An 11,766-nucleotide genomic window follows, 5' to 3' on the forward strand; every position below is an offset into this window, starting at 1 on the left:
CCGCGGGCGTCCCGCTGCGGTGCGATCGGCGACGCAGGGAGATTCTTAGGAGATCCGTGATTGGATGGTGCGATCGGCGCGGCCGTGCCGTCGCGGGGCTCCGCCGGCGGGCCGGAAATCGGACGCCGTCATCCGTGCAGGGCCGGCGGACGACGGGATTTCGGAGAACGCGGTGCTTCAGGATCTCGATTCCAACAGCTGGATGGTGGTGTCCGTGGCGGTCGTCTTCGGAGCCTTCTGGCTCGGCTGGATCGCCGACATGATCCTGGATACGGCCGGCCTCGGCGTCCTCCTCAACTGGCTGCTGGCGACGCTCGGGGCTTTCGGCGGCATCTACGGCTTCGATTTCGCCCTTCGCCACCACCATGTCCCGCTTGCCTACGCGGACGGCTTCGTGTGGGTGGCCGCCGCGATCGCCTCCGCGACCCTCGCGCTTCTGTCCTTGCTTCTGGTCCGGGCGATGATCCGTCTGCTGTGATGCGAAATAGGGCGGCCTCGGACCTTTTGCCGTAATGACAGATTTGTGCACTGCGCCTATTCGTTGAGGCAGGTTCAACCAGCCCGGACGCATGCCATGCCGCTGAAAGAGCGCGACAAGCCCTGGATCTTCCGCACCTATGCGGGCCATTCGACGGCGGCCGAGTCCAACCGGCTCTATCGCACCAATCTCGCCAAGGGCCAGACGGGCCTTTCGGTCGCCTTCGACCTGCCGACCCAGACCGGCTACGACCCCGATCACGCCCTGTCGCGCGGCGAGGTTGGCAAGGTCGGCGTGCCGATCGCCCATCTCGGCGACATGCGGCGCCTTTTCGACGGCATCCCGCTCGAAAAGATGAACACGTCGATGACCATCAACGCCACGGCGCCGTGGCTGCTGGCGCTTTACGCCGCCGCCGCCGACGAGCAGGGGGCCGACCGCCGGGGGCTGCAGGGCACGACCCAGAACGACATCATCAAGGAATATCTGTCGCGCGGGACCTATGTCTTCCCGCCGGCGCCGTCGATGCGGCTGACCACCGACGTCATCGCCTGGACCTACCGGGAGATGCCGAAGTGGAACCCGATGAATGTCTGCTCCTACCACCTGCAGGAGGCCGGTGCGACGCCGGTGCAGGAACTGGCCTTCGCGCTCGCCACCGCGGTTGCGGTGCTCGACGGCATGAAGGCGTCGGGCGCCATTCCGGCCGCGGAATTTCCCGAGGCGGTTAGCCGGATCTCGTTCTTCGTCAATGCCGGCATGCGCTTCGTCACCGAGATTTGCAAGATGCGCGCCTTCACGCAGCTCTGGGACGAGATCTGCGAGACCCGCTACGGCGTCGCCGACCCGAAGTTCCGCCGCTTCCGCTACGGCGTGCAGGTCAATTCGCTCGGTCTGACCGAACCGCAGCCGGAAAACAACGTCTACCGCATCCTGATCGAGATGCTCGCCGTGACGCTGTCGCGCGACGCCCGCGCCCGCGCCGTGCAGCTGCCGGCCTGGAACGAGGCGCTCGGCCTGCCGCGACCCTGGGACCAGCAATGGTCGCTGCGCATGCAGCAGATCCTCGCCTACGAGACCGACCTGCTCGACTATGCCGACATCTTCGCCGGCTCGAAGGAGATCGAGGCGAAGGTCGAGGCACTGTGCGCCGAGGCGCGCGACGAACTGGCGCGGATCGATGCCATGGGCGGCGCGGTGGCGGCGGTCGAGTCCAGCTACATGAAGCAGAAGCTGGTGGAATCGAATTCCAAGCGGCTCGAGGGGATCGAGGCCGGCGAGCAGGTCGTGGTCGGCGTCAACCGCTTCCTGGAGACCGAGCCCTCGCCGCTGACCGGAGGCGACGGGTCGATCCTGACCGTCCCGGAGCATGTCGAGGCCGAGGCGATCGAGAGCCTCAAGGCCTGGCGGGCCGGCCGCGACGAACTGGCCGTGCGCCGGGCGCTGACCGAGCTGAAGGCGGCCGCCGCGGAAGGCCGCAACATCATGGAACCGTCGATCGCCTGCGCCAAGGCCGGCGTGACGACCGGCGAATGGGGCGAGACGCTGCGCACGGTGTTCGGTGAGTACCGCGCCCCGACCGGCGTCGGCCGCGCCCAACGCGATGCCGGCGGCGATCTCGCCGCGGTCCGCGCCGCCGTCGAGCGGGTCTCCGGTCTGCTCGGGCGCCGGCTCAAATTCCTGGTCGGCAAGCCGGGCCTGGACGGCCATTCCAACGGCGCCGAGCAGATCGCGGTCCGTGCCCGCGATTGCGGCATGGAGGTCGTCTACGAGGGCATCCGCCTGACCCCGGCGCAGATCGTCAATGCCGCCCTGGAAGAGGGCGTGCATGTGGTCGGGCTGTCGATCCTGTCCGGTTCGCATCTGGCGCTGGTGCGCGACGTGATGGAGCGCATGCGCGCCTCCGGGCTGGAGGATGTCCCGGTCGTCGTCGGCGGCATCATTCCGCCGGAGGACGAGCGCGCCCTGAAGGCCATGGGGGTGGCGGCGGTCTACACGCCCAAGAACTTCCAGCTGACCGACATCATGGCCGACGTGGTCCGGATCGTGGAGGCCGGCGAGGTCCGCGCGGCGTGAGGGGGCAGGCGATCGCCAGTCGGCAATAGGCAGTAGGCAGCCGACAAGCGCGGGAGGCGCCGGGCGTCCGCCGGTGCCTCGGGGCACCGGAAGACGCCGCGGCGCGTCCATCGAAAGGCGGCATGATTGGCCGCGGACGGCGTGGCCGCCGCCTGGGGCGCCGTCCGGCTTACTTGTGGCCGGGCGCGTGCGCGCCGTGGTCGTCGCCGCCATTGTGGCCGGCACCGTCATCCACGCCGCCGCCCTTGCCGGGCTTGCCGGTGCCCGAACCGGTGTTGCCCGAGCCGGTGTTGCCGGAACCCGAATTGCCCGAGCCGCTGTTGCCGCCCTTGCCCGGGCCGCCGCGCACGAGCACCACGTCGGCGTCATCGGAGGCCTGGGTCAGGACGGGCTTCGACGGCACGGTCAGCCCGAAGGCCGCGGTCGTCATCGGGCCGACGAAGGCGACGGCGGCGCCGAGGGCCAGGATATGCAGTTTCATGGTCAGTCCTCCTCTTGAGATCGCCGGTTCGGCGACGGTTCGGACTGTGACGAATGCTGCTTTGCCGATGTCTGATGCCGGCGGTAAGGTCGATGTAATCGCTCGAACCTATAGTGGTGGCCATGAACACCGGCACCGGGCTTGCCCGGAGAACCTTCCTTGCTCTCGCCGTGACCCTGGCCCTTCGGCCGTGGTCGGCCTCCGCCCATGGTGGCGGAGGGGGCGGCGGTGGTGGTGAAGGCGGCGGCGAAGGCGAAGGCGGCGAGGGCGAGGGCGAGGGCGGCGAAAGCGAGGGCGGCGGCTCCGGCGGTTCCGGTTCGGGTGGTTCCGGGTCCGGCGGCTCCGGTTCGGGCGGCGGCTCCGGGGCCGGCGGATCGGGGTCCTCGTCATCCGGCAGCGCAGTCGGCACCGATGCGTCCGGGGCGGTCACGCCGGGCGGCTACGGCATGTCCGGCAAGGGGCGCGACGGCGCGACCGCATCGGGCGGCTTCGGCGGGTCCGGAGGCGTCACCGGCTCGACCGGTGGTTCCGGCGCGTCCCGTCCGATGCAGTCGGAGCAGGACGCGGCGCGCGATATCGTCAAGCGCGGTGGCGCGGTGCCCTTCTCGTCGGTCATCCCGGTGGTGCGCGCCGTGGCGCCCGGCAAGATCCTCGACGTGAAGCTGGTGCCGAACCAGACCGGCGGCTGGAACTACTGGGTGCTCGTGCTCCAGGCCGACGGCCGCTACCAGGATGTGCGCGTGGACGGAAAACGAAATCGGGTCATCGAGATCAGGCGGCGCTGACATGCGGGTCATGCTGGTAGAAGACGAGAAGGCGATCGCCAACGACATCGCCGAAGGCCTCGGCGAGGCCGGTTATGTGGTCGATGTGGTGCATGACGGCGAGGAGGCCTGGTTCCGCGGCGAAACCGAGGACTATGACGCGATCGTGATCGATCTCGGCCTGCCCAAGCTCGACGGCCTGTCGGTGGTGCGCCGCCTGCGCGCCGCCAAGGTGACGACCCCGGTCCTGGTCCTGACCGCCCGCGGCGCCTGGATGGAGCGGGTCGAGGGCATCGATGCCGGTGCCGACGACTATCTGGTCAAGCCCTTCCACATGGAGGAGGTGATCGCCCGGCTCGGCGCGGTGCTGCGCCGGAGCGGCGGCCATGCCAGCCCGCAGCTCGAGGCGGGGGGCATGATCATCGACACGCGCCGCATGACCGCGACCATCGGCGGGCGCAGCATCATCCTGTCGGCGCTCGAATACCGGCTCTTGCGCTATCTCGCTCATCATGCCGGGCGTATCGTGCCGCAAACGGAATTGTCGGAACATGTCTATGGCGGCGACCGCGAGCCCGATTCGAATGCGCTCGAAGTCCTGATCGCACGGCTGAGGCGCAAGATCGGCTCGGACGTGATCGGAACGCGGCGCGGCCACGGCTACTTCATGACCCCGGCCGGCGGGGTGGCGCCGGTCGCGCAGTCCGGCTGACGGAGGGGCGATGGGCGGGGCCGAAACGGCAGGGCAGAAGAGATCGTCGGGCTGGCGCAGTTCCGTCCGCCTGCGCCTGATGGTGCTGGCCGCCATCACCGTGGCGGCGACCCTGACGGTCGCCGGCATCCTGCTCGTCGTCGCCTTTGAGCGCCACCTGGAGCGTCGTCTCGGGCTCGAACTCGATACCCGCTGGACGCAGTTGGCCGCCGCCCTGACCATCGACGGGACGGGCGCGGCGCGGCTCTCCCACGATCCGGGCGACCCTCGCTACGATCAGCCCTATAGCGGCATCTACTACGAGATCGGCAGCCCCGGCCGCGGTGAGGTCCGTTCGCGGTCGCTGTGGGATGCGGAACTCGGCCAGACCGCGATCGACGCCGCGGTGGCGGCCGGCGAGCCGATCGAGGTCGACGGCCCGAACGGCTCCGTGCTCTATCTTCTGTCCAAGCCGGTCAGCGTCGCCCATGCGTCCGGCGAACGCAGCTACACGATCTCGGTCGCGATCGACCATGTCGAGATCGAGACGCTCGCCAGCGAGTTCGCGGCCGACGTGCGCAACGCCCTGATCGCCATCGCGCTGGTGCTCCTGGCCGGCACCTGGGCGCAGATCTCGCTCGGTCTCGGACCGCTCGCCACGCTGCGGCGCGAACTCGATCAGATCCGGCGCGGCAGCAAGGAGCGCATGGAAGGCACCTTCCCGGACGAGGTCGGGCCGCTGGTCAGCGATCTCAACGGCCTGCTCGACCGCCAGGACGATCTGATCCGCAAGGCGCGCGAGCGGGCCGGTACGCTCGCCCACGGCCTCAAGACTCCGCTGACCATCATCCAGGCCGAGGCCCGGCGGCTGCAGCGGTCCGGGGCCATCGAGGCGGCCAAGACGCTGCGGGATCAGGTCGCCGCGATGAACGGCCATGTCGAACGCGAACTGTCGCGCGCCCGCCTGCAGGGCAAGGCGGTTGCGGCCGGCCACGCCACGGCGGTCGCCGACACGGTCGGACGCATCGTCGCGCTCGAGCGGCGCATGCCGCGCGGCGGCGAACTGGACTGGATCATGGAGGTCGATTCGCGGCTTCGGGTCCGCATGGACGCCGACGATTTCGGCGAGGTGCTCGGCAATCTGCTCGACAATGCCCGCAAATGGGCCGACGGAACCGTCCGGGTCTCGGCGACGGAGACCGACGGGACGGTCAGCCTGTCGGTCGACGACGACGGCCCCGGCATCCCGGCGGACATGCGGCTCGCGATGATGGAGCGCGGTACCAAGGCCGGCGCCCGCGTCGAAGGCTCCGGCCTGGGCCTCGCCATCGTCTCCGACGTGCTCGAAGCCTACGAGACCGGCCTGCATCTGGAGACGGCACCGTCCGGCGGCCTGCGCGCCCGGTTCGAAATCGAAGGCTGCGCCGCAGCGACACCGTCAACCGAGGCCGCCGCGCCGGTCCGCGAACCGGTGGCGATCCGGCCCGCGGCAGAGTGACGCCCGCAGGCCGCGCACGCGGCGGGCCGGTATGCGGCGTCGCATAACGCGTCGCTCCGCGCCATGCTTGCGCTCGGGCGCATCCTCGGCTAACCGATCGAAGGTCCGTCCGGTGCCGTGGCGCCGGCCGACCAGGACGTGGAGACGCGCATGACCTATGTGGTCACCGACAACTGCATCAAGTGCAAGTACACCGACTGCGTCGAAGTCTGTCCGGTCGATTGCTTCTATGAAGGCGAGAACATGCTCGTCATTCATCCCGACGAGTGCATCGATTGCGGCGTCTGCGAACCGGAATGCCCGGCCGACGCGATCAAGCCCGATACCGAGCAGGGCCTGGAATCCTGGCTGACGGTCAATGCCGAATATGCCGCCAAGTGGCCGAACATCACCTCCAAGCGTGATGCCCTGCCGGATGCGAAGGAATGGGACGGCAAGCCGAACAAGTTCGCCGAGTTCTTCTCGCCCGAACCTGGCGAAGGCGACTGAAGCCCCGCGGATTGCGCGTCCCGGCTGCGAGGCTCCGGAATTGGCCATGCACAGTGTGCATGACAGGATGGCTGCATCCAGCCTTGTGCATGCCTGGGGTTCATCCCATGTGCGGTCGGGCGGCTCGTCGCCGAAAACGTCGCTTCGCCCGGTGGGGCGGACCGATTGCCGTCGAATACCGGCGCCGAAGCCCCGAAAACCGACGTGACGCAGCGAGATGCGCGTCGATGCCGGATGCTGCCGGTCCCGGGCCGGGCCGGCAGGGTTCCAACCGAACGGTCAAAATCGCTGTCGTATCGCTTTGATTTGGACGCGTTTTGTGGTAAAGGTCACACACAGTCGAATTTTCCCCTCCGGCAATCTCCCCTAGGGAGTTCACGCATGATCGGCTTGAGCGAAGAAATGGCTCGGCGGAACGTCGATATGCGTTGTGATGTTCGGTGGTGGGTGTCTCGCAGGACCGGCTGAGATTTCTAAGATCGACCCGTAACCGGTGACGGCTTCCTGCCGAAGCCGGCTTTCGTGTCGTTGCTACCGGTCCGTGCCTCCTCCGGGGGCCGCGTGATCGGGGGGACTGTCCTCAGGATCATCCGGCGGGGCGCCGGGCGGTCGACATGCGCAGGAGTGATGGGCGTATGGCCACCAATACGAAGAAGACGTCGCAGACCCGCCAAGGATTCAAGGCGGGAGAGCACATCGTTTACCCCGCCCACGGCGTTGGACAGATCACGTCGATCGAAGAACAGGAGATCGCGGGGTACAAGCTCGAACTGTTCGTCATCTCCTTCGAGAAGGACAAGATGACCCTGCGCGTCCCGGTCCCGAAGATCGCCACCGTCGGCATGCGCAAGCTGTCCGAGCCGGATGCGGTCAAGAAGGCCTTGGAGACCGTCAAGGGCCGCGCGCGCGTCAAGCGCACCATGTGGTCCCGTCGCGCCCAGGAATACGAAGCCAAGATCAATTCCGGCGATCTGATCGCCATCGCCGAGGTCGTGCGCGATCTCTATCGCGCGGACAGCCAGCCGGAACAGTCCTATTCCGAGCGCCAGCTCTACGAGGCGGCGCTGGATCGGATGGCGCGCGAGGTTGCGGCGGTCAACCGCATCTCCGAGACCGAGGCGATCCGCCAGATCGAGTCCAATCTCCTCAAGAACCCGCGCCGCAACGCCAAGCCGGCCGAGGGCGAGGCCGAGGTGGAAGGGGAGTTCGAGGACGAGCAGGAAGAGGCCGCCTGACCAGCACCTCACGAAATCGTCACGCGAGAATCGAAAAGGCCCGGGCGTTCCGGGCCTTTTTCATGTTCGGGGCCTTGTTTCGCTCCGGGCGCACTCCGATATCGTCAATAGGGGTTAACGCTTAGGTCGCACCGGCACCGCAGGGTATGCATCCTGTGGCGCCGAGGCCCGGCGGCGGCTCGACTTCGTTTCGACGCCGCCGACGAGGCGAAAGCGGGCGGCGTGGCGAAGGCGGACGGCAGGGAAATCGTCGCCGGCACGCCAGAAACCGGTGTGCCTGGTGGCAACCTGTGGCGAGGCTCTGCGTTTCCCCTGGGACGGCGCGGTCCGCCGATGGCGGCTGATCCGGAGACGTATCGGCGCCGTAGGCAGTCGGTACGCCGCTCGGAAGAAGGAGAGGCCCGATGAACCAGGCGATGAGTGCCCGGCGCCAATTCGTCAAGGCCGCCATGGCGGCGCCCTACCTCACGCGCGAGGAGGAGCACGATCTTGCCGTGCGCTGGCGCGAAACCCAGGACCAAGTCGCGCTGCACAGGATGACGTCGGCCCATATGCGCCTCGTCATCGCGCTGGCGTCGCGGTTCCGGCATTTCGGCCTGTCGATGAGCGACCTGATCCAGGAGGGGCATGTCGGCCTCCTGGAGGCGGCCGCGCGCTTCGAGCCGGATCGCAACGTCCGCTTCTCGACCTATGCGACTTGGTGGATTCGCGCCTCGATGCAGGACTATATCCTGCGCAACTGGTCGATCGTGCGCGGCGGCACCTCGTCGGCGCAGAAGGCCCTGTTCTTCAACCTGCGCCGCCTGCGCGCACGGCTCAACCGCGGCGTCGACCAGATGCCGGTCGAGAGCCTGTTCACCGAGATCGCCGAGGCGATCGGCGTCTCCAAGGCCGATGTGGAATTGATGAATGCGCGCCTGTCGGGCCCGGATTCCTCGCTCAACGCGCCGGTCGTCGAGGCCGACGGCAATGGCGCCGACCGGCAGGATTTCCTGGTCTGCGACAAGCCGCTGCAGGACGAAACCGTTGGCGAGCGCATCGACGGCGAGCGCCGGGTCATGTGGCTCCGGCGGGCGCTCGGTGTGCTGAGCGAGCGCGAATTGCGCATCGTGCGCGAGCGGCGCCTCGAGGACGAGGGTGCGACGCTGGAGGCGCTCGGCGCGAAGCTCGGCATCTCCAAGGAGCGCGTGCGCCAGATCGAGAACCGGGCGCTCGAAAAGCTGCGCGCCGCGCTCCTGCATCAGGAGCCCGACCAGGCCGCCTTCGGCTGATCGCAGGCGCTGCCGCCTTCGCCGCGCGTCGCATCGCGCCATCCGAGGCACATGTCCGGGTCGCGCCATCCCGGCGCAAGCCCTGCCGGCCGGCCGGCCGCGACGCCGCCCGGGGAGGAAAATCGACGCAACATTGTTTCTGAACGGTTTCTTTAAGGGCATTCAGGGCCGGTTCCGGCCGGCCTCGCTAGTCTCCCTGCATCAGGACGCGCCGACCGATCCGATGGGGAGCGGTCCGGCCTCGAGCCCTCCAGGAGACCCGCCATGACCCGCAGCGCCGCCCTTGCCCTGACCGTTCTCGCGCTTTCCGCCGCCGCCACGCTGACCGCCGGCCCGGCCGCCGCCAAGGCCTGCACCAACGGCGTCTGCGCCTCCAGCACCGACGACGGCCGCACCGTCAACGTCTATCTCTCGACCCGCCTGATCGGCGTCACGCACTACAATGTCCGCCGCAACGGCAGCCAGTTCGAATCCAGGGGCTTCTTCAATTTCTCGGCGCGCAAGGGCTTCGACCAGGGCTATCACGTCCAGGCCTGCCGCCGCGGCGGCCTGCTGCAGAAGTCGACCTGCACGCCCTGGGCCGATTTCCACCACACGACCCGCTGATGCCGGTCCTGCTCCGGCCGGCCGGATGGCGCGGATCCCCCTCGGATCCGCGCCATTGTCGCGTCGGCGGCGGGCCGCCTCAGCCGCCGCGCAGCCGCTCGATCAGTTCGGTGGTCGGATAGCTGTCGGCCGGCAGGCCGTAGCGCATCTGCGCCTGCTTGACGGCGCTGCGGGTGGCATTGCCGACCCGCCCGTCCGGTTGCTCGCGCGAGAAGCCGCGGCGCAGCAGCAGGCCCTGCAACTCGCGCACCTGCTCGGTGGTCAGCGGCGTGACGGTGCCGTTGCCGGGCGAGACCGGCGGCGCGCCGGACAGCCGCGTGGCGTAGTAGGCGGCCGTGGTGGCGTAGACGAAGGCCTTGTTCCAGCCGAGGAAGGCCTGGAAATTCGGGTAGGCCAGGAAGGCCGGCCCGTTCCGGCCCATCGGCAGAAGAAGGGAAGCCGGCTGGCCGTCGGCCGGCAGGCTGCCATGTGCGGCCGCCACGCCCCAGCGCGCCCATTGCGCGCGCGGATGCCGGATCGTGAGATCGGCCTGGTCCCAGCGCAGGTCTGCGGGCACCCGCACCTCCTGCAGCCAGGGCTCGCCGCGCTTCCAGCCGAAATGGACCAGCAGGTTGGCCCCCGAGGCGAGCGCGTCGGGCACCGAATTGATCACGTCGCGCCGGCCGTCGCCGTCGAAATCGACGCCGCTGCGGTCGTAGTCGGTCGGCGTCATCATCATGTGGCCGGCCTCGCCGGCCCAGTCGCCGACCATCTGGGCGGGCGTCAGGTCGCCCTTCTCGACGATGCGCAGCGCGTCGATCAGTTCCGGGCGGAAGAAATCCGGCCGGCGGCAGTCATAGGCGAGCGTCGCCAGCGAGGTGAAGATCGGATACTTGCCCTTGTCGGAGCCGAAATCGGTCTCCAGTCCCCAGAAGGCGACCAGCACCGGCGCCGGCACGCCGAATTTCTGCTCGATGCGCCCGAGCAGCGCCGCCTGGCTCTTCAGGAGCGCGCCGCCGCGGCTCATCCGGTCGGCCGAGACCATCCGCCCGGCGAATTGCAGAAAGGTCTGCTGGAACACGCCCTGGCCGCGGTCGCGCCTGACGATGCCGGGATCGAACTGCACCGGCCCGAGCGCCGCCTGGATGGTCGCCTGCGAGATCCCCGCCGCCGCCGCCTCGCGCCTGACCCCGTCGAGCCAGCGCGGAAAATCCAGCCCGTTCTGACATTCCGGCCCGGCGTATGCCGGCGTGGCCGCCATCAGGCCGAGCGCAATGCCCGCCGCTGCCCATTTCCTCGCAATCATCGGCATCTCCCGTCGCGTCCGAATCGTCCGCTGGCATACCGACCGAGTGTGGCGGATCTCCGCGCGGCGCAGCCTGCCGATCACAAACCGTGCGGATGCGCCGAGAGCCAGGGGCGGTACCGTTCCCGCGCGGCGGCCTGCGCTCCTGCGTCCGGCCAGAAGAGGTCAGCACCGCCGTCATAGGGCGCAAAGACGGCACCATTTTCCGCCGACATGAAGAGGGTCGGCGCCATGTCGCCCTCGGCGACAAGCAGCAGCAACGGATCGAAGGCGCCGGACTGCCAGGTTATCGGCCGCGCCATCACGGTCCATCGGATCGGCTGGTCCGGATCCTCGTCCACGGTGAAGTCGAAGGCGACGGACAGCCCCCAGCGCGACGCCGCCGCTTCCCGCCCGGCCACGACGCTATCCGGCTGCCACCCGTCCGGCGCCTCCCAGAAGCTCTGCACCAGAAAGGCCGCCCCCTCTTCTCCCAAAAGATCCCCGGCAATATCGTTCTGCCGCCGCAACAGTTCCGCCCGATCCGCCGCATCAGCAGGGTAGCGCCGCGATTCTGGCAGTGAGTGAATCCGCAGCCAGTGCGGGGCCTCGGCCCAGCGCATCATGAAGCCGACGGGCTTCCGGTCGCCGTGCCAATGGCGCCATGCCTGCGAGAAGTCGTGCATGGTCGAGGTCGCGGGCATGACATCTCCTCTCACCAATCGAGCATGGGGAAATGCCCGAATCAGGCGGCATTGCTGTTTACGCCAGCCTCAACGCGCGCTCGAAAACCGAATCGGACAATCAGAAACCTGGTCTCCCGGAAGGGATTCGAACCCCTGACCTACGGTTTAGGAAACCGTTGCTCTATCCTGCTGAGCTACCGGGAGGACCAGGTCGGTCCATAGCATGA

The 11,766-nt window shown here is 68.5% G+C and carries 12 protein-coding genes and 1 tRNA gene; 9 read left to right on the forward strand and 4 right to left on the reverse strand.

Annotation, left to right across the window (positions count from 1 at the left end):
- Nucleotides 1–172: 172 nt before the first annotated feature.
- Together KL771_RS16875 and KL771_RS16880 are read left to right on the forward strand one after the other, a co-directional pair.
- Nucleotides 173–478, forward strand: a complete 306-nt coding sequence (locus KL771_RS16875; RefSeq protein WP_261969708.1) for a hypothetical protein — start codon at nt 173–175, stop codon at nt 476–478.
- A 96-nt stretch (nt 479–574) separates the two neighbouring features.
- Nucleotides 575–2,554 (forward strand): protein meaA, encoded by a 1,980-nt coding sequence (locus tag KL771_RS16880; RefSeq protein ID WP_261969709.1) that lies wholly within the window; start codon nt 575–577, stop codon nt 2,552–2,554.
- 169 nt (nt 2,555–2,723) lie between these two features.
- Here KL771_RS16880 and KL771_RS16885 read toward each other — a convergent pair whose 3' ends face one another.
- Nucleotides 2,724–3,035, reverse strand: a complete 312-nt coding sequence (locus tag KL771_RS16885) for a hypothetical protein (protein WP_261969710.1) — start codon at nt 3,033–3,035, stop codon at nt 2,724–2,726.
- Between the two features lie 122 nt (nt 3,036–3,157).
- Between KL771_RS16885 and KL771_RS16890 the strand changes: the two genes are divergently transcribed.
- From KL771_RS16890 to KL771_RS16920, 7 genes are all read left to right on the forward strand, one after another.
- Complete coding sequence (locus KL771_RS16890; protein ID WP_261969711.1) at nt 3,158–3,820, forward strand: PepSY domain-containing protein; 663 nt, start codon at nt 3,158–3,160, stop codon at nt 3,818–3,820.
- A 1-nt stretch (nt 3,821) separates the two neighbouring features.
- A complete protein-coding gene (locus KL771_RS16895) occupies nt 3,822–4,511 on the forward strand; it encodes a response regulator transcription factor (protein WP_261969712.1) in 690 nt (229 codons plus the stop codon).
- 10 nt (nt 4,512–4,521) lie between these two features.
- Complete coding sequence (locus KL771_RS16900) at nt 4,522–5,988, forward strand: sensor histidine kinase (RefSeq protein WP_261969713.1); 1,467 nt, start codon at nt 4,522–4,524, stop codon at nt 5,986–5,988.
- A 150-nt stretch (nt 5,989–6,138) separates the two neighbouring features.
- Nucleotides 6,139–6,477 carry a ferredoxin FdxA gene (gene fdxA / locus KL771_RS16905; RefSeq protein WP_054362163.1) on the forward strand — a complete coding sequence of 113 codons (339 nt, stop codon included), beginning with the start codon at nt 6,139–6,141 and terminating at the stop codon, nt 6,475–6,477.
- Nucleotides 6,478–7,112: 635 nt separating this feature from the next.
- Nucleotides 7,113–7,712: a CarD family transcriptional regulator gene (locus KL771_RS16910; protein WP_261969714.1), complete on the forward strand. Its 600-nt coding sequence runs from the start codon at nt 7,113–7,115 to the stop codon at nt 7,710–7,712.
- A gap of 404 nt (nt 7,713–8,116) precedes the next feature.
- Nucleotides 8,117–8,983, forward strand: coding sequence for an RNA polymerase factor sigma-32 (locus tag KL771_RS16915; RefSeq protein WP_261969715.1), 867 nt, complete (start codon nt 8,117–8,119; stop codon nt 8,981–8,983).
- A gap of 264 nt (nt 8,984–9,247) precedes the next feature.
- Nucleotides 9,248–9,589, forward strand: a complete 342-nt coding sequence (locus KL771_RS16920) for a hypothetical protein (protein ID WP_261969716.1) — start codon at nt 9,248–9,250, stop codon at nt 9,587–9,589.
- Nucleotides 9,590–9,668: 79 nt separating this feature from the next.
- Here KL771_RS16920 and KL771_RS16925 read toward each other — a convergent pair whose 3' ends face one another.
- The 3 genes from KL771_RS16925 to KL771_RS16935 all read right to left on the reverse strand — a co-directional run bounded on the left by KL771_RS16925 (nt 9,669) and on the right by KL771_RS16935 (nt 11,743).
- On the reverse strand, nt 9,669–10,874 hold the full coding sequence (locus KL771_RS16925; RefSeq protein ID WP_261969717.1) for a lytic murein transglycosylase: 1,206 nt from the start codon (nt 10,872–10,874) through the stop codon (nt 9,669–9,671).
- Between the two features lie 80 nt (nt 10,875–10,954).
- Entirely contained in the window at nt 10,955–11,557 is a 603-nt protein-coding gene (locus tag KL771_RS16930; RefSeq protein ID WP_261969718.1) for a DUF3885 domain-containing protein, read from the reverse strand.
- A gap of 109 nt (nt 11,558–11,666) precedes the next feature.
- Nucleotides 11,667–11,743 (reverse strand) — tRNA-Arg (locus KL771_RS16935).
- Between the last annotated feature and the right edge of the window lie 23 nt (nt 11,744–11,766).

This window comes from Prosthecodimorpha staleyi, from assembly GCF_018729455.1.
GTDB lineage: Bacteria > Pseudomonadota > Alphaproteobacteria > Rhizobiales > Ancalomicrobiaceae > Prosthecodimorpha > Prosthecodimorpha staleyi.